The following is a 17504-nucleotide window of genomic DNA, read 5'->3' as shown; positions in this document are numbered from 1 at the left end:
ACGGCTATCCAGCGACCCGGGAGAGGTCCAGCCGGATTTTGATGTAGTCGGCAAAGGAGCCTGCGGACGTGAACACCTCGGGTTCGAGGGATTCGGGGTCGACTTCGAGGCCGATGGTGTCCTCCAGGCTCATGAGGAGTTCGACAAAACGCATGGAGTCGATCTCCAGGTCTTCGAGAATCCTGGTTTCCGCGCTGAATTCGGGAAGCGGGCGGTCCAGGATCACGGAGAGGGAGTGGCGCAGGTGATCAATGATCTCGGCGTGTTCCACCGGACTTCCCTTTCCCTGGGCGGGACTTGGCGCCGGCAGAGCGCCGGCCGCCACTAGGGCGGACGCGACGCCATGCCGGCGACGGATCAGACGACCGTGCGCTCGGACATGGTGCGAAGCCCGAGGTCAGGCAATCAGGCCTCCTTGACGGCGGCCTTCACCGCAGCCTTGACGGCCGCCTTCGACGCCGCCTTGGAGGCAGCCTTGGAGGCCGACTTCGAAGCCGCCTTGGAGGCAGCCTTGGACGCGGCCTTGGACGCCGACTTCGAGGCGGCCTTGGACGCGGCCTTGACGGCGGCCTTCACAGCGCTCTTGGACAAAGGAACCACACCTTCCGTTGAAAGAAATTCGGGACCCGAGTAGGCCCCGGATGCCGGATCTGCTTTCCCCGACATCACCGAGATTCAGGGATCGGGAGGCGTACCGTCAACCCTTGCCGGAGGGTGCGGAGTTGATTCGCGATGGCAGCTTTTTGCCATCAACAACCGGCCACCGCGAAACGCTGCCGCTTTTCCCGGGAACGCCGGATGCTGGGAGTCGGCCCATGGCATGTGGAAGGAGAGACGGGATGCCCGAGGTGAGAAGCGCGGACCTCTGCTGGGGGCAGCGGTACCACTGGCTGCGGTACCACCAGGTGCCCGCGGGCGCCCGGCACGACGCGCACATCGTCGCCAACTGCCCGCTGCCGGAGGGGCTTTCGCTGGCCGGGCTGCGCACCGCGCTCGGCTATCTCGTGCGCAGGCACGAAGGGCTGCGCACGGTCTTCGACGCCCGGGCCGTGCCGGGTCCGCGGCAGCGGGTCGAGCCGCCGGGGCCGCTGCCGCTGCGGGTGGCGACCACCGAGCAGGACGGTACGCCGGGGCCCGCCGCGGTCATCGCCGAGATGTCCACGGCCGAGTTCGACCTGGAACGGGAGTGGCCGATCCGGGTGTGCGCGGTGACGACCGGCGGGGCGCCGCGCACGCTGGCGCTGGTCCTCAACCACCTGGCCTTCGACGACTGGAGCATCTCGCTGTTCCAGCGGGACTTCGAGGCGCTGCTGGGCGCGCTCACCACCCGCCGCCGGGTGGAGCTGCCGCCGGTCGCGTACCAGCCCGCCGATCTCGCGGCCACCGAGGCGCTGCCGGGCGCGGACCGCGAGGCGGTGCTGCGGTACTGGCGCGAGGTGGTGCCGGCGCTGCCCGCCGACATGTTCGCGCGGCGCCGTACGGTGGGGGCGCCCGGTGGGCCCGCGGCGTTCGGGGCGACGCTCACCTCGCCGACGCTGCTCACCGCCGTCCGGGAGATCGCCGCGCGGCTGCGGGTGTGGCCGTCGGCGGTGCACCTCGCCGCGTACGCGGTGGGCATGGCGGCGTACACCGGCGAGCCGGTGGTGACCCATCGCTGGCTCACCAGCCATCGCCAGGACGGGCCCCGGATGTCGGTGATGACGTGCATGTTCTCGCCGGTGCTGGTCTCCGTGGACCTCGGCGGCGACCCGGGCTTCGCCGAGGTGACCGCGCGGGTGGCGGCGGCGCTCGACGCGGCGCAGGCGCATGCGTACGCGCCCTACGACGAGATCGTCGAGCTGCTCGCGCGGGACGGGTTCCGGCGCGGCACGCCGGTCAGGGCGTCCTCCGAGGTCAACTTCCTCAGCCACGCCACCAAGAGCTGCGGGACCCGCAAGGAGCGGTTCCTGCGGATCGCCGAACCCGCCGCCTGGGCGCTGTCCGCCACCGACACCTACCTGCGGGTCGGCGAGTGGGACGACGGCGTCACCGTCGGCTTCAACGCCCTGGCCACCGTGATGGACGCCGACGGCGTCGAGCGCTTCCTCCGCGGCTACGCGCGGCTCCTGGAGACCCACCGCGACGGCACCGCCGCCGACCTGCGGCTCAGCGAGACCGCCGCCCTCTTCGGCTTCCCGCCGCCGACGCCCCGCGTGCGCGGGGCGGAGAAGGCGGAGACGGCGGCCGGGGCGAAGCCCGGTGCCCGGACGGCGACAGCCGCCGAGGCGGACGCGCCGACGTCCAGCGCGGCAGAGGCCCTTGCGGCGCTCGCCGCCGTCGTCGGCGAGGTCAACGCGCTGGGCGAGGTGGACGTCGAGGTCCCGTACGTCGTGGCCGGCGGCCGGGTGCTACGCATCCCGCGCGTGCTGGCGGAGCTGCGCGACCGCGGCTGGGAGGGCGTCGACATGACCCAACTCACCGGCATCCGCCCGCTGTCGGCGCTGGCGCGCGACCTGCTCCCGGCCGCACCGGCCGCAATGGCCGCTCCGACCGGCGGCGGCTCGGCGCCGAGCGGCGCTCTGGCTGGGGCTCCGGGCCCGACTCGGGGTGCGGTGCCGACTGGCGTGCAGACCGGCACGTCCGTGCCGACAGGCGTGCAGACTGGCACCTCCGTGCCGAGCGGCGCCCGGGCGGGCGCCTCGGCCCGTACCGGCGGCGCGGCCGATTCCGCGACCCCCGCCCCCATCCCGGCTTAACCACCCCCACAGCGCGGCGGCCCCCCTCACACGAGGGGGGCCGCCGCGCTGTGCCGGGGGATTTGCCGAGCGGCGAGCGTTAGGCGGCGCCCTCCATGGAGAGGCGGGCGGCTATCTGGACGCCGGCTTGGAAGCGGCTGACGGAGCCGAGGCTGCGGAGGAGGGCGGCGATGTGGCGGCGGCAGGTGCGGACGGACATGTCCAGGCGGCGGGCGACGACCTCGTCGGTGAGGCCCTGGGCCATGAGGCGGGCGATGGAGCGCTGGAGGTCGTCGTTGATGTCCTCGGCGTAGCCGGTCTCCTCCAGGGCGAAGGGCGCCGCGCCGTCCCACAGCAGGTCGAACATGTCGACGGTGCACCGGATCATCGTCTCGTCGCGGACCTGCCGCGCGGTCGGCAGCCCCTGGTCGCCGCCCGCGGTGACCACGACGGCCAGCGCGCGGTCGAAGACCACCGCGGTCTGCGGCACCGAGCGGATCGTACGGATCGCCGCCCCGCGCTCGGCCAGCTTCTTGGCGCGGGCCCGTGACGCGAAGTCGGCGCGGTCGCGGTGCGGCGACAGCACGCGGACGTCGATCTCCCGCCCCAACGCGTCGTAGCAGGCGTCGAAGAGGTCGTCCGGCGCGATCCGCGCGTCGTGCCCGGGGCGCAGCACGATCGCCTCGGTGCGGCAGTCGCACGCCGCGAGCCGCAGCAGCCCGCGGATCTCCGCCTCGCCCTCGACGGTGTCGATGACGCCGAGTGGCCCCTCCGCCCCGGCGGGACCGCCCGCGATGGAGTCGATACGGGCCCGCAACCGGTCGGCCAGCTCCCGCTGCTGGAGGATGGCGCGCTCGATGGGCGAGGTGAGCAGCGTCGCCGCCGCGTGCGGGTCGAGCGGCACCAGCGCGCTGCCGGCGTCCTCGTCGGTACGCAGCAGCCGCAGCTCCACCAGCCGGGTGGCGGCCGCGAAGACCTCCCCCGGGGACAGGCCGAGTTCGAGGGCGACCAGATCGATGGAGCCGGGGGTGATGGCGCCGCGCCGGGTGGCGTACTGGTACACCGCGACGAGGTCGCCGCTGTCGTGGCCACCTGCCGTCGTGTCCCGGTCGAGGCCCGTCGCACGGGGGTGCTCGGGCGGGCGGTCCGGTGTCGGCATGAGGTCCGATATCCCCGTGAGCATGGAGGTGCCTCCCCTTCGGTGGATCCAGGCGGTGCTGCCGCGGGTGAAAGGTCCTGGGGGCGTGTCCCTACGGTCTCGTCTGGCTGGAGGCCACGCCCCACCGTGCTGCGCCCATCCTGCGTCGGCCCGTTATCACTCCGCCCTCGCCACCGGCCCGCCCGCTGTCGGCGCGCTCCTGTCCGCCTCCCGCCGCGCTATCGAACGGCTATCGGGGCCGTCGGCACCGTCCGACCGACGCGATCGCGCCATCGTCCGCCGGGCCGCCCGGCCATAGCGCCGTGATGGCGGTTCGAGAGCGACCGACGGTCAAGTGGTCGTTGTGCGCGGGGGGTCCCGCGCCCCGGACAGAGACGAACCGGACGACGACAAGGGGACCGATCGCCATGGCCGACATGACGCGGGAGACCACGACACCGGAGATACCGCGCGCCTTTCAGGACGTACTGCTGCCCCGCCTGCCGTACGCGGAGGGCGACGAGCTGGCGGCGGACGCGGACCTGGCCGCGCTGGGCTTGGACTCGATGGGAGTGGTGCAGCTCCTCGCCGACCTGGAGGACCACTTCGGGGTGGAACTCGACGACGAGCTGCTGACCGAGGAGACGTTCGCGACCGTCGGCTCGCTGTGGGCCACGGTCGCCGACTTCGTCACCCCGCGGGCGGCGGAGGTCGCCGGCCATGAGTGAGCCGACCATGGCGTCCCGGCAGGCCGCCGCGCCGCTGACCCGGCTGGACCGGCTGACCGCCCGCGGCGCGGCCCGGCGCCCCGCGCTGACCTTCAAGGACCGCACCGTCAGCTACGGCGAACTCGCCGAGCTGGTCGCCGAGGTGGCCTACGGCCTCTACCGCACCGGCGTGCGGCGCGGTGACCGCGTCGCGGTGTACGCGGAGAAGCGCATCGAGACCGTGGTGTCGATGCTCGCGGTCTCCGCGGCCGGCGCGGTCTTCGTCCCCGTCAACCCGCTGTTCAAGGGCCGCCACCTGGCCGGGATCACCACCGACTGCGGGGCGACCGCGCTGATCACCACCGCCGAGCGGCTGGAGACGGTACGCGCGGCGCTGCCGCCGGACACCACCGTCCGCCATCTGATCCTGATCGGCGACACCGGCACCGTACTTCCCGCCGACGACCGCTGGCAGGCGGTGCCCTGGGACCGGCTGCGGGACGGCGGGGCGGTGCCGGTGCCCGGCGCGTCCGCCGTCGTCGACGCCGACGTGGCGGCCGTCTTCTACACCTCGGGCAGCACCGGCGGCCCCAAGGGCGTGGTGCTCTCGCACCGCAACCTGCTGGCAGGCGCGGAGAGCGTCGCCTCCTACCTCGGGCACACCGAGGACGACGTGCTGCTCGCGGCGCTGCCGTTCAGCTTCGACGCCGGGTTCAGCCAGCTCACCACCGCGCTGATCGCCGGCGCGCACCTGGTGCTGACCAACTACCTGCTGCCGCGCGAAGTGGTACGGCTCTGCGCCCGGCACGGCGTGACCGCGCTGACCTGCGTACCGCCGCTGTGGCTGCAACTGGCCGCCCAGCAGTGGCCGCAGGAGGCGACCGGGCGGCTGCGGTACTTCGCCAACACCGGCGGGCGGATGCCCCGGGCCACCCTGGGCACGCTGCGCGAGATCTTCCCGCAGGCCAGGCCGTATCTGATGTACGGGCTGACCGAGGCGTTCCGCTCCACCTACCTCGACCCGGACGAGGCCGACCGCCGCCCCGACTCGATCGGCAAGGCGATCCCCAACGCCGAGATCCTGGTGCTCCGCCCCGACGGCACCCCGTGCGCGCCCGGCGAGCACGGTGAACTCGTGCACCGCGGCGCCCTGGTGGCCCTCGGCTACTGGAACGACCCCGAGCGCACCGCCGAGCGCTTCCGCCCGGTCCCCGGCACCGTCCCGTACGGCGGCACCGAACTCGCCGTCTGGTCGGGCGACACCGTCTACCACGACGAGGCGGGCTTCCTGTACTTCGTCGGCCGCACCGACGACATGATCAAGTCCTCCGGCTACCGGATCAGCCCCACCGAGATCGAGGAGGCCGCGTACGCCAGCGGCCTGGTCACCGAGGCCGTCGCGCTGGGCGTCGGCGACGAACGCCTGGGCCAGCACGTCGTGCTGGTGGTGGCGGGCGCCGACACCGACACCGCCCGGCTGCACCAGGCGCTGTCCCGCGAGCTGCCGCCGTACATGCTGCCGCGCCGCACCGTCGTCATGGACGGCCTGCCGCGGTCGGTCAACGGCAAGTTCGACCGGGTCGAGCTGCGCAGGACCGTGGAGGGCGGCCGATGAGCGGCGCGGCGCCCGGCGCGGACGGGCTGGTGGACAAGGAGGCGTTCGGCGGCTTCGGCAGCCACGGCGGCTTCACGGTGGTGGACGGCGAACTCGCGGTCGGCGGGGTGCCCGCGGGGCGGCTGGCCGAACGCGTCGGCTCCACACCCTTCTTCGCCTACGACCGCTCGCTGCTGGCCCGGCGGGTCGCGGAGCTGCGCGCGGCGCTGCCCGAGGGCGTGGAGCTCAACTACGCCGTCAAGGCCAATCCGATGCCCGCGCTGCTGCACCACATGAGCGCCCTGGTCGACGGCCTCGACGTGGCGTCGGCCGGGGAGATGCGCACCGCGCTGGACACCACCGTGCCCGCGGAGCGGATCGGCTTCGCGGGACCGGGCAAGACCGCCGCCGAACTGCGGCAGGCGGTCGCCGCCGGAGTCATCGTCGAGCTGGAGTCGGTCACCGAACTGGCCAGGGTCCGGCTGGCGAGCGAGGTGCTCGGCGTCACCGCCCGGGTCGCCGTACGCGTCAACCCGCCCTTCGCCGTACGGGGTTCGGGTATGAAGCTGGGCGGCGGACCGCAGCAGTTCGGGGTGGACGCGGAGCAGGCACCGGACCTGCTGGCCAGGATCGCCGCGGCCGGACTCGACTTCCAGGGCTTCCATGTCTTCGCCGGATCGCAGAACCTCGACGCGGAGAGCATCTGCGCTGCCCAGCGCGGCACCGTCGAGCTGGTGACCGCACTGGCCGACCACGCGCCGGGCCCGGTGCGCTATCTCAACCTCGGCGGCGGCTTCGGCATCCCGTACGCCGCCAGGGACCGCGCCCTGGACCTCGCCCCCATCGGCGAGAACCTCGCCAAACTCCTCGACACCGCCATCCGCCCGGCGCTCCCGGAGGCCAGGACGGTCATCGAACTCGGCCGCTACCTGGTCGGGGAGGCCGGTGTCTATCTGACCCGGGTGGTGGACCGCAAGCAGTCCCGCGGCACCACCTTCCTCGTCGTCGACGGCGGCCTGCACCACCAGCTCGCCGCCACCGGCAACCTCGGCCGCGCCATTCGCCGCAACTACCCGGTGGCGGTGGCCGGTTCCATCACCGCCCCGGCCGACGAGCAGGTGGACGTGGTCGGTTGCCTGTGCACCCCGCTCGACCTGCTCGCCAAGGACGTCACCCTGCCCCATGCGGAGATCGGCGACCTCGTCGCGGTGTTCCAGGCGGGCGCCTACGGCCTGACGGCCAGTCCGGTGGGCTTCCTCGGACACCCGGCACCGCACGAAGTCCTCATCTGAAACGAATCCGCCGCGGTGGCACCGGCCCCGCGCGCCCCACACTGCAAGGAAGGCTGACGGACATGGCGATTGCATCACCGCTCCCTGCCGGAACGGCGGCGGAGCCCGCGGCGGACTCCGCCGGGGACCACCCGGAACGCGCCGGCGGCGCGTCCGGTGCCGCCCTGCGGTTCCGCGTGCTCGGCTCGCTGGAGGTGCGCGGATCGCAGCCGGTGGCGATCACCGCGCGGCGGCAGCAGATCGTACTGGCCCTGCTGCTGCTGGAAGCCGGCCGGGGTGTCGGCCTGGAGACCATGGTGAACGCGGTGTGGGGCGGGCAGCCGCCGCACACCGCGCGGTCCCAGGTGCAGACGGCGGTGTCGGGGCTGCGCCGGGCCATGGAACGCGCCGGGCTCGGCAAGCGCATCCGGATGAACGGCCTCGGGTACACCCTGGACCTCGCGCCCGGCGAGCTGGACCTGCACCTCTTCGACGAACTCGCGGCGCGCGGCCGGGCGGCCGCCGCCGACGGGCGGCCCGCCGCGGCCAGGGCCGCCTTCCGCGAGGCCCTGGACCTGTGGAACGGCGACCCGCTGCCCGAGATCGACAGCCCGGTGGTGCAGACGAAGCTGGTACGGGTCGCCGAGCGCCGCTTCGAGGCGCTGGAGGAGTGCCTGGACGCCGAACTGCGGCTCGGCCTGCACCACGAGGTGCTGGGCGAGATCAGCGCGCTGGCCACCGAGTTCCCGCTGCGGGAGCGGCCGGCCGTGCAACTGATGACGGCGCTGTACCGGTGCGGGCGGCAGGCCGAGGCGCTCGCCGCCTACCACCGGGTGCGGCGTACGTTCATCGAGGAACTCGGCCTGGAGCCCGGCCCGGTGCTGCTGCGGCTGGAGTGGGCGATCCTCAACGGCTCCGGCGACCTGGACCTGCCGGAGCCGATGGCGCCCGCCGCCACCGACGCGGCGGCGCCGCTGCCGCTGCCGCGGATGCTCCCGGCGCGGATCACCGACTTCACCGGCCACACCGACGTGCTGGGCGCGCTGTGCGAGCGGCTGTCCGCCGCGGCGGCGCCGATGGCGCTGATCACCGGCTGCGCGGGCGTCGGCAAGTCCGCGCTGGCGGTGGAGGCCGCGCACGAGCTGGCGCCGGCCTTCACCGACGGCCAGCTCTACGCCAGGCTGCCGCTGGGCGCCGGCTCGCAGGAGGTCTCCGACGTCCTGGAACGCTTCCTGCGCGCGCTCGGCTTCACCGGCACCGCCGTGCCGGAGAGCCTGGAGGGCCGGGCGGCGCTGTACCGCAGCGCGCTCGCCGAGCGGCGGATGCTGGTGGTGGTCGAGGACGTCGCCGACACCATGCTGCTGCGGCCGCTGGTGCCGGGCACGCCCACCTGCGGGCTGATCGTCACCAGCCGGGCCCGGCTGTCGGTGTCCGCCGACGCGTACACCGTGGAGCTCCAGGTGCCGGGCATCCCCGACGCGGTGGAGCTGCTGGCGGCGATGACCGGGCGCACCCGGGTGGCGGCCGAGCCCAGCGAGGCCATCGAACTGGCCGAGATGTGCGACGGGTTGCCGCTGGCGCTGCGGGCCGCGGCCGCGCGGCTGTCGGCGCGCCCGCACTGGAGTCTGGCGCAGCTCTCCGCGCGGCTGCGCGACGAGCGCAAGCGGCTCGACGAACTGTCCCACCAGGGCCTGGACGTACGGGCTTCGCTGCATGGCGCGTACGAGCAACTGCCCGTGCCCGCGCGGCGGTTGTTCGCCCGGCTCGGCGGGCTGCCGACGGCGGAGTTCCCGGCGTGGGTGGCGGCGCCGCTGCTCGACCTGGCGCCCGGCGTGGCGGTGGACGTCCTGGAGACCCTGGTCGACGCCCGGTTGGTGGACCTCGCGGGCGGCACCGGGGTCACCGCGCGCTACCGGTTGCGCGGCCTGGTGCGGTTGCACGCCGCCGAGTGCCTTTCCGCCTTCGCGGAGGAGGACGAGGAGAGCGCCGCGCGGCGCCGCATGCTCGGCGCGTGGCTGACGCTGGCCGACGAGGCGCTGCTGCGGCAGGGCGGCACGCCCGCCGCGGAACTCCACCACCCCACCCGGTGGCCGCTGGAACTGCCCGTGCTGCGGGCCGTGTTGAGCGACCCGGGGGAGTGGTACGGCATCGAGCGCGAGACGCTGCTTGCCGCCGTGCGGCAGGCGGGCGAGGGCGCCGAGACCGAGGCGTGCTGGCACCTGGCCGTCGCCGTCGGTTCGCTGGCCGCCGTCCAGCGGGCGCACGACGACTGGCGGGCCGCGGGCACCGACGCGCTGCGCGCCACCCAGCGGGCCGGTGACTCGCTCGGTGAGGCCGCGATCCTGTACTCGCTCGGCACGCTCGATCTGCGCGAACGGCGCTACGAGCAGGCCACCGCCCGGCTGCGGGGGGCGCTCGGCGCCTTCGAGCGGCTCGGCGCCGACACCTGGCGCGACGCCGCCGAGCAGGCCCTGAAGCGGCTGGCCCGGGACACCGCCCGCGCGACGGACGGCCGCCCCGGCCGCCCCGCCCGCGGTGGCACCCTGCCCGCGACGACCCCGGTCGCCACCGGCCCCTCCTGGTCCGCCCCGGTCACCCAGCGCCGCTTCGGCCTGGCGGCCAGCCGCCCCCAACCCGACCAGCCCACCGCCTCCCGCCCCCCCACCCCCGACCGCACCCCCCGCCACCGCCCCGCCTCCGCCTTCCCCTCCCGCCACCGCACGGAATCGGTGGAAGAGCAGTAGAGCGCGGCCGGGCCGCGCGCCCGGTCCTGGTCCGGCCATCCGTCAACGCCCGCTTCCGATCGGGGCAGTGCACCGACTTTCTGGAGGAGACATGAGTTTGAGGACACCCTCGCCGCCGGTGGGGCTGAAGGAGGAGCGGGTGGTCGTCGGGACGGAAGGGGGGCGTTCCGGCGGGGGCGGGGAGCCCATGTTGGAGGTGAGGGGGCTCAGTAAGCGGTACGGGGAGGTGCGGGCGCTCGACGGGTTCGATCTGAGCGTCCGGCCCGGGGAGATCGTCGGGCTCGTCGGCCACAACGGGGCCGGGAAGTCGACGTTCGTGGAGATCGTGTCGGGGCTGATCCGGGCCGACAGCGGGAGCGCGCTGATCGGCGGGGAGGAGCCCGCGAAGGCACGGCACCGGATCGGGGTGTCGCCGCAGAACATCGCGCTGTACCCGCCGATCACGGTGCGCGAGCACCTGAAGCTCTTCGGCGGCCTGTCCGGACTGCGGCGCCGCGCGCTGACCGCCTCGATCGACGAACTGACGGCCGCACTGCGGCTGACGGAATTCATGGACCGCCCCGCGGGCGTGCTCTCCGGCGGCCAGCAGCGCCGTACCCAGGCGGCGGTGGCCATGATCCACCGCCCCGATCTGCTGCTGCTCGACGAGCCGACCGCCGGCGCCGACCCGGAGACCAGGCAGGCGCTGCTCGACACCGTCAAGCTGCGCGCCGCCGACGGCGCGGCCGTCGTCTACACCACGCACTACCTGGCCGAACTCACCGAACTCGGGGCGACGATCGCGGTCGCCAAGCGCGGCCGGGTGGTCGCCCGCGGCACCAGCGGCGAGCTGCTGGAGGGCCTGTCGGGCGAGGTCCGGCTGGTGCTGGCCGACGGCAAGGAGCTGCACGAGTCGACCACCGACCCGACCGCCGCGCTGGTGCGGCTGCTCCACGAGGCGGGCCAGCCGGTGGCGTCGGTGGACGTCCGCAAGCCCGATCTCGACGACCTCTACCGATCCCTGGCGGTGCTCGATGGCGACTGACGCGCTCTACCGGACCGGCCTGATGGCCAAGCACAACGCCCTGCTGCGGCTGCGCGACCCCGGCCAGCTCATCAGCTACATCGTGATGCCGATGCTGCTGATGCTCGTCTTCAAGCCGCTGTACGTGACCGCCCTCAAGAGCGGCACCCTGCAGGCCGTCACCGGCCCGCTGGTGATGTTCTCGGTCTTCGCGCTGTCCATCGTGGGCAACTCGATCATGGTCGAGCGCGAGTGGCGCACCTGGGACCGGCTGCGGGTCACCCGCGCCTCCCGCGCCGAGCTGCTGCTCGGCAAGACGCTGCCCGCCTTCGTGATCCTGTTGCTCCAGCAGTCCGTACTGCTGGTCTTCGGCTGCCTGGTGATCGGCCTGCCGGTCCCGCCGACCATGGGCTGGATCATGCTGGCCGTCGCGGTGTGGGGCTTCACCCTGCTCGCGCTGGGCTCCGCGCTGGCCACCGTCGTCCGCAGCCGCGGCGACCTCGGCATGGTCTCCGACCTCGGCGCGATGCTGGTCAGCGCGCTCGGCGGCGCCCTGGTGCCGGTCAGCCTGATGCCCTCCTGGGCCCAGCACATCGCACCCGTCTCGCCCGGCTACTGGGCGATGTCCCTGCTGCACGCCGCCATCGACGGCGACGCGTCGCGGATGCTGCGACCCGCCCTGGTCTGCCTGGCGATCGGCCTGGCCTGCGGCGCGTTCGCCACGTACCGACTTTCCCGCGGCTGGGGCCGCAGCCACCTGCTGTGAGGAGACATCATGTCTGACGCACCGGACGACGAGACGAACGACGAGACGTACGACGCCTACGATTCCGCGGTGGCCCTGGTCGGCATGGCGGGCCGGTTTCCCGGCGCCGCCGACGTGGCCGCCCTGTGGCGCAACGCGCTGGCCGGTGTCAGTGGGCTGCGCGAGATCACCGACGAGGAGCTGGCCGCGGCGGGCATACCGGCCGCGACCGCCGCCGACCCGCACTACGTCAGGATCGGCGGGCCGGTCGACGGCATCGCCGACTTCGACGCCGCCGCGTTCGGCTTCTCGCCACGCGAGGCGGAGACGATGGGCCCGCAGCACCGGCTCTTCCTGGAGTGCTCCTGGGAGGCGCTGGAGAACGCCGGATACCCCCCGGTGGGCCCGCCGGGACAGGTGGGCGTCTTCGGCGGTTCCGCCTTCCCCGACTACCTGCTGGACAACGTCTCCCACGTGGTGGACGAGCCCGGCGGCGGCCTGCTGGTCGCGGTCGGCAACGAACGCGACTCGCTGACCAGCCTGGTGGCGTACAAACTGGGGCTGCGCGGGCCGAGCCTGAGCGTGCAGACCTTCTGCTCGACGTCGCTGGTCGCGGTGCACCTGGCCTGCCAGTCGCTGCTCACCTTCGAGAGCGATCTGGCGCTGGCCGGCGGCGCGTTCCTGCCGCTGCCGCACCCGGCCGGGTACCTGTACGAGCCCGGCGGCATCACCTCGCCGCACGGTCGGGTCCGCAGCTTCGACGCGGCGGCCGACGGCACCGTGATGGGCGCGGGCGTCGCGGTCGTCGCGCTGCGCAGGATGACCGACGCGCTCGCCGACGGCGACGTGATCCACGCGGTCATCCTGGGTTCCGCGGTGAACAACGACGGCCGGGCGCGCGTCGGTTACACCGCGCCGGGAGTCGACGGACAGGCCGCGGTGATCCGTACCGCGCTGAACGTCGCCGACGTCAAACCGGAGTCGGTCGGCTATGTGGAGTGCCACGCCACCGGCACCGGTCTCGGTGACGGCATCGAACTGGCCGCCATGGCACGGGTGTTCCAGACCACCCCGCAGACCCCGACCGTGCTGGGCTCGGCCAAGCCGGCCGTCGGCCACCTGGACCGGGCCTCCGGCGTCACCGGGCTGATCCGGGCGGCGCTCGGCGTCCGCGACGGCGTGAAGCTCGCCATCCCCGGCTTCGAGCGGCCCAACCCGGCACTGGCCGCGGCCGGCGACCGCTTCACGGTGCTGCCGGAGAACCAGCCGTGGCCCGCGGGGCCCGAACCGCGCAGGGCCGGGGTCAGCTCCTTCGGCCTGGGCGGCACCAACGCGCACGTCGTCCTCGAACAGGCACCGCGCCGGGCCCGCCGCGAACCGGCGCCCGGCCCGCACCTGCTGGCCTTCTCCGCCGGTGACGCGGTCGCCCTCGACGACGTCACCGAGCGGCTGCGCGCCCATCTGGCCGCCCACCCGGAGCTGGAAGCGGCCGATGTCGCGTACACCCTCCAGGTCTCCCGCGGCCACTTCGCGCTGCGCCGCTTCGTGGTCTGCGACGACCTCCGGGACGCCGTCGAGGCGCTCGCCGACCCGGCCCGCTGGGTGGACGGCGAGACGACCAGGCGCGACCCGGCCGTCGTCCTGGCCGGCGGCCAGGACGTGCCCGACGCGTGGCCTGCCCAACTGGCCTCCGCCGCCGCGTCCTTGCTGCCCGGCGCCGCGGAACGCCCCGACGGCGGCTCGGCGTCGGCAGTCCTGGAGCAGGGCCTGCGGGCGATCGGCGTCCGGGTCAAGGACAGCGGCGGTACCGGACCGTACGAGACCGTCACCGTCGCGCCCGGCCCGCTCCCGTACGCCACCGCCGCGCACTGGCTGACGCACACCGTCGGCCGGCTGTGGCTGGCGGGCGCGGAGATCGACTGGGCCGCGCTGCACGGCGGTTCGGGACGGCGGGTGGAACTGCCGACCTACCCCTTCCGGCGCTCCCGCTACTGGGTGGCGCCGCGCCCGAAGGACCGCGCCGCGCAGCCGCCTGTCGAGCACCGGGTCGACGACCTCGCGCAGTGGACCTACCTGCCCGCGTGGCAGCAGCGCCCGCTGCCCACCGCCGACCTCGACGAACGCCTGCGCGCCGCCGGACCCTGGCTGGTGCTGGCCGCCGAGGAGCGCGCCGAGGCGATGGTACGGCGACTGGCCAGGGCCGGCGCCGAGGTGGTGACGGTCAGGCCCGGCGAGGAGTTCGGCCAGGACGAGACCGGCGACTTCACCGTACGGGTGGACAGCAGGCAGGACCTGGAGGAGGTGCTGGCGCTGCAGTTCGTGGCGCCGCGTACCGTCGTGCACGGCTTCGCGCTGGCCTCGCCCGAGGGCGACGGCACGGCGCACTTCACCGCCGAGCAGGACCGCGGACTGCACTCCGCGCTGGGCCTGGTCGGGGCGCTGGCCGCCGACCCGCAGCCCGCCGACGCCGAGTTGACCCTGCTGACCAGCGGGGCGGCCTCGGTGGCGGGCGCCGACCTGCGCCACCCCGAGCACGCCGCACTCGCGGCGCTCGCTCCGACCCTCGCCCAGGAGAACCCCCAACTGGCCTGCCGCCACCTCGATCTGGACCCGGCGGAAGGCCCGGTCACCGAGCAGGCGACCGACCAGGCGCTGGCCGCGATCACCCACCCGCACCAGGGGCCCGCCGCCGTGCGCGCCGGTGACCTGTGGACGCGGGTCTACCAGCCGCACCCGCTGGAGGAGACCGACCCCGCCCGGCCGGTGTTCCGCGAGGGCGAGACGGTGCTCGTCACCGGCGGTCTCGGCGATGTCGGCCTGGCGCTGGCCCGGCACCTGGCCGAGCGCTACCGCTGCCGTCTGGTGCTGACCTCGCGCAGCGAACTGCCGCCGCGCGAGCGCTGGTCGGAGCTGTCGGCGGGTGACGACCGGGTGGCCCGGCACATCAGGAACGTGCTGGCCCTGGAGGCGAGCGGCGCCGAGGTGATCGCGGCCGGCGCGGACGTCGGCGACGAGGAGCGGATGCGCGAGGTGGTCGCGAGGGCCGACGAGCGCTTCGGCGGGATCGACGTCGTGGTGCACGCGGCCGGTGTGCAGGACCAGAGCTGGTTCAAGCTCGCCCATCTGTCGGACCGGGACACCTGCGCGGCCCATCTGCACGCCAAGGTCGCCGGGTTCCACACCCTGCAGACCGTGCTGGGCGACCGGGCCGCCGACCGCAGGATCACCCTGTCGTCGCTGTCCGCGGTGCTCGGCGGTATCGCCCTCGGCCCTTACTCGGCGGCCAACGCCGCACTGGACGCCTACGCCCGCCGTGCCCGGCTGCGCGGCGAGGGCCGCTGGGTCACCGTCGACTGGGACACCTGGGCGATCGACGCCGAACGCCTGGAGGCGCACCACAACCCGGCGGTCAGGGCGTACGAGATGGCCCCGCACGAGGGCCTGACGATCCTGGAGCGGGCGCTCGCCGGGGCCGACCGGCTGGCCCAGGTGGTGATCTCCAGCGGGCCGCTGGCCCCGCGGATCGCCCAGTGGGTGACCGGCGACGGGACGTCGGCCGCGCAGCGCGCCGCCGACGACGGCGAGCGCCACCCGCGGCCCGAGCTGCTGACGCCGTACGCGGAACCGGCCGAGGGCGCGGAGGCGGCGCTCGCGGACATCTGGGGCGCGGTGCTCGGGGTGGAAGGTGTCGGCGCCAACGACGACTTCTTCGAGCTCGGCGGCCACTCGCTGATCGCCATCCAGCTCTCGGCGCGGATCCGGGCGGTCTTCCCCGGCGATCTCGCCGCGACCGACCTGCTGGAACACCCCACGGTCCGCCGTCTCGCCGCCGTGATCGGGGGCTGACGGCCGCCGGAGCGCACAGGCAGGGACCGCCGAGGGCGGCCGTCGCGGGTCCTCCGCGCCGGCCGCCCTTCGGGTGCGCCTGCCGAACTCGGTTCCGCCACCGGGTGGCGGGGGGCCGTCACCGGGCGGCCGCCGCGGCACGCTCGGTGAGGGCCTTGCGGTCCACCTTGCGGTTGGCGTTCAGCGGGAACTCGGTGACCCGGACGAAGCGGCGCGGGACCAGGGCGCGCGGCAGGAAGGCCGCCAGCTCCTCGGCGACGGCGGCGGGCGGCCGCTCCTCGCCGAGCAGGAACGCGGTCAGCTCGCCGTCGACGGCCACCGCCACCGCCTCCCGGACCCCGTCGACCCGGCGCAACGCCCATTCCACCTCGGTGAGTTCGACCCGTACACCGTGGATCTTCACCTGGTGGTCGCGCCGCCCCAGATAGGCGAGTTCACCGCCGGGCAGCCGCCGTACGAGATCGCCGGTGCGGTACCAGCGCTCGCCGCCGTGGTCGAGGAACCTGCCCTCGTCGTCGGCCGGGTCGAGGTAGCCGGGGAACATCTGGTCGCCGGTGACGCACAGTTCACCGGTGCCGTCCTCCGTGCCGTCGTGCAGCAGGTAGCGCATGCCCGGGTGCAGGGTGCCGATCGACACCACGTCGTTGACGCACAGGTCCGGCGAGGTCGCCGGGTCCCAGCGGTGCACGCTGCACGAGATGGTCAGCTCGGTCGGGCCGTAGAGGTTCTCCACCACCGAACCGGGCGCCGCGGCCGCCCACTCCCGGGCGTCGTGCGCGAGCAGCGGCTCACCGCAGAACAGGCTCCACCGCAGGCTCGGCATGCTGTCCGCGGGAAGGCCCCGCGGGCGGCGCCGCAGCAGCGACACCAGGCTCGGCGCGGAGAACCACACGGTGATGCCCTGCTCCGCGACGAAACGTTCCAGCGAGGCGTACGCCGTCGGCGGCACGCTCACCACGGTGCCGCCGCAGCCCCACCCGGTGAACAGGTCGAACATCGCCAGGTCGAAGGTGAGATCGAAGGTCTGCGAGAAGATGTCACCTTGGTGGAAGCCGTACCGGTCGTGCACGAAGCGCAGATAGGCGTCCACGTTGCGGTGCAGCACCGGCACGCCCTTAGGGGTGCCGGTGGAGCCCGAGGTGAACAGGATGTACGCGATGTCGTCCGGTGCCGCGGGCACTGGCCGCCGCAGCGGCGGCCCGGTCGGCTCGGTGACGACCGGGACGCCGTCGAGCACGCCGCCCAGTTCGGGCAGCACGGCCGCGCCGCGCTCGTCGACGATCAGCGCGTCCAGGTCCGCGGCGGCGATCATGCGGGCCGTACGGTCGGCGGGGAAGCCGGGGTGCAGCGGCACCACGGCCGCGCCCGCGAACTGGGCGGCCAGCAGGCCCGCGTAGGCCTGCTCGGAGCGGGCGGCCAGCAGGCCCACCCGCCGGGGCCGCCCGCCGGGCACCGCCGCCACGGCGGTGCCGGCGAGCGCCAGGGCCCGGTCGTGGAGCCACCGGTAGTCGACGGCGGCGGGGCCGACGCGCAGCGCCTCGCCCCGCGGGTCGAGGGCCATGCCCTGCAGGAACCAGTCGGTGAGGGTCCGGCCCGGCGGGGCCGCGGGAGCCGCGGCCCCGCCGAAGGGCCGGTTCCCCTTCTCCCGCGGCGGGGGGGCCCCCGCGGCCGCGGGCGCGCCCCGGGGCGGGCTCTTTAAATATTATAGCGCCCCCAAAGGGGTGGGCCGCGGGGGGGGCCAC

General features: G+C 74.3%; 12 protein-coding genes. 8 read left to right on the top strand and 4 right to left on the bottom strand.

The window, feature by feature from the left end; genetic code table 11:
* Positions 1–4: 4 nt before the first annotated feature.
* Positions 5–271 (bottom strand): phosphopantetheine-binding protein, encoded by a 267-nt coding sequence (locus AB0M29_RS20125; RefSeq protein ID WP_365384304.1) that lies wholly within the window; start codon positions 269–271, stop codon positions 5–7.
* A 134-nt stretch (positions 272–405) separates the two neighbouring features.
* Entirely contained in the window at positions 406–591 is a 186-nt protein-coding gene (locus AB0M29_RS20120) for a hypothetical protein (protein WP_365384302.1), read from the bottom strand.
* Between the two features lie 248 nt (positions 592–839).
* On the opposite strand from AB0M29_RS20120, the gene AB0M29_RS20115 reads away from it, so the two are divergent.
* A complete protein-coding gene (locus tag AB0M29_RS20115; protein ID WP_365384300.1) occupies positions 840–2735 on the top strand; it encodes a condensation domain-containing protein in 1896 nt (631 codons plus the stop codon).
* A 79-nt stretch (positions 2736–2814) separates the two neighbouring features.
* Here AB0M29_RS20115 and AB0M29_RS20110 read toward each other — a convergent pair whose 3' ends face one another.
* Positions 2815–3897: a hypothetical protein gene (locus AB0M29_RS20110; RefSeq protein WP_365384299.1), complete on the bottom strand. Its 1083-nt coding sequence runs from the start codon at positions 3895–3897 to the stop codon at positions 2815–2817.
* Positions 3898–4280: 383 nt separating this feature from the next.
* Here AB0M29_RS20110 and AB0M29_RS20105 point away from each other — a divergent pair, with 383 nt between their 5' ends.
* The 7 genes from AB0M29_RS20105 to AB0M29_RS20075 all read left to right on the top strand — a co-directional run bounded on the left by AB0M29_RS20105 (position 4281) and on the right by AB0M29_RS20075 (position 15762).
* Positions 4281–4580 carry a phosphopantetheine-binding protein gene (locus AB0M29_RS20105; RefSeq protein ID WP_365384297.1) on the top strand — a complete coding sequence of 100 codons (300 nt, stop codon included), beginning with the start codon at positions 4281–4283 and terminating at the stop codon, positions 4578–4580.
* Positions 4573–6174 (top strand): acyl-CoA ligase (AMP-forming), exosortase A system-associated, encoded by a 1602-nt coding sequence (locus AB0M29_RS20100; protein WP_365384295.1) that lies wholly within the window; start codon positions 4573–4575, stop codon positions 6172–6174. Before AB0M29_RS20105 ends, AB0M29_RS20100 begins: the two co-directional genes overlap by 8 nt.
* Complete coding sequence (locus AB0M29_RS20095; RefSeq protein WP_365384293.1) at positions 6171–7445, top strand: pyridoxal-dependent decarboxylase, exosortase A system-associated; 1275 nt, start codon at positions 6171–6173, stop codon at positions 7443–7445. Before AB0M29_RS20100 ends, AB0M29_RS20095 begins: the two co-directional genes overlap by 4 nt.
* A gap of 62 nt (positions 7446–7507) precedes the next feature.
* Complete coding sequence (locus AB0M29_RS20090; protein ID WP_365384291.1) at positions 7508–10168, top strand: BTAD domain-containing putative transcriptional regulator; 2661 nt, start codon at positions 7508–7510, stop codon at positions 10166–10168.
* Between the two features lie 187 nt (positions 10169–10355).
* Complete coding sequence (locus AB0M29_RS20085) at positions 10356–11192, top strand: ABC transporter ATP-binding protein (protein WP_365384289.1); 837 nt, start codon at positions 10356–10358, stop codon at positions 11190–11192.
* Positions 11182–11937, top strand: a complete 756-nt coding sequence (locus tag AB0M29_RS20080) for an ABC transporter permease (RefSeq protein ID WP_365384287.1) — start codon at positions 11182–11184, stop codon at positions 11935–11937. The genes AB0M29_RS20085 and AB0M29_RS20080 overlap by 11 nt, the downstream gene beginning before the upstream one ends.
* 9 nt (positions 11938–11946) lie before the next feature.
* Positions 11947–15762 carry an SDR family NAD(P)-dependent oxidoreductase gene (locus AB0M29_RS20075; protein ID WP_365384285.1) on the top strand — a complete coding sequence of 1272 codons (3816 nt, stop codon included), beginning with the start codon at positions 11947–11949 and terminating at the stop codon, positions 15760–15762.
* A 118-nt stretch (positions 15763–15880) separates the two neighbouring features.
* Here AB0M29_RS20075 and AB0M29_RS20070 read toward each other — a convergent pair whose 3' ends face one another.
* Positions 15881–17323 carry an AMP-binding protein gene (locus tag AB0M29_RS20070; protein WP_365384283.1) on the bottom strand — a complete coding sequence of 481 codons (1443 nt, stop codon included), beginning with the start codon at positions 17321–17323 and terminating at the stop codon, positions 15881–15883.
* Between the last annotated feature and the right edge of the window lie 181 nt (positions 17324–17504).

The organism is Streptomyces sp. NPDC051976 (genome assembly GCF_040680795.1).
Lineage (GTDB): Bacteria > Actinomycetota > Actinomycetes > Streptomycetales > Streptomycetaceae > Actinacidiphila.
This window is presented reverse-complemented; position numbering and strand designations above follow the sequence as displayed.

What these genes read in the sequence shown, in the direction of transcription:
- AB0M29_RS20115 (WP_365384300.1), top strand. Translation starts at nt 840, where the DNA reads ATGCCCGAGGTGAGAAGCGCGGACCTCTGCTGGGGGCAGCGGTACCAC.
- AB0M29_RS20110 (WP_365384299.1), bottom strand. Translation starts at nt 3,897, where the DNA reads ATGCTCACGGGGATATCGGACCTCATGCCGACACCGGACCGCCCGCCC.
- AB0M29_RS20105 (WP_365384297.1), top strand. Translation starts at nt 4,281, where the DNA reads ATGGCCGACATGACGCGGGAGACCACGACACCGGAGATACCGCGCGCC.
- AB0M29_RS20100 (WP_365384295.1), top strand. Translation starts at nt 4,573, where the DNA reads ATGAGTGAGCCGACCATGGCGTCCCGGCAGGCCGCCGCGCCGCTGACC.
- AB0M29_RS20095 (WP_365384293.1), top strand. Translation starts at nt 6,171, where the DNA reads ATGAGCGGCGCGGCGCCCGGCGCGGACGGGCTGGTGGACAAGGAGGCG.
- AB0M29_RS20090 (WP_365384291.1), top strand. Translation starts at nt 7,508, where the DNA reads ATGGCGATTGCATCACCGCTCCCTGCCGGAACGGCGGCGGAGCCCGCG.
- AB0M29_RS20085 (WP_365384289.1), top strand. Translation starts at nt 10,356, where the DNA reads ATGTTGGAGGTGAGGGGGCTCAGTAAGCGGTACGGGGAGGTGCGGGCG.
- AB0M29_RS20080 (WP_365384287.1), top strand. Translation starts at nt 11,182, where the DNA reads ATGGCGACTGACGCGCTCTACCGGACCGGCCTGATGGCCAAGCACAAC.
- AB0M29_RS20075 (WP_365384285.1), top strand. Translation starts at nt 11,947, where the DNA reads ATGTCTGACGCACCGGACGACGAGACGAACGACGAGACGTACGACGCC.
- AB0M29_RS20070 (WP_365384283.1), bottom strand. Translation starts at nt 17,323, where the DNA reads ATGGCCCTCGACCCGCGGGGCGAGGCGCTGCGCGTCGGCCCCGCCGCC.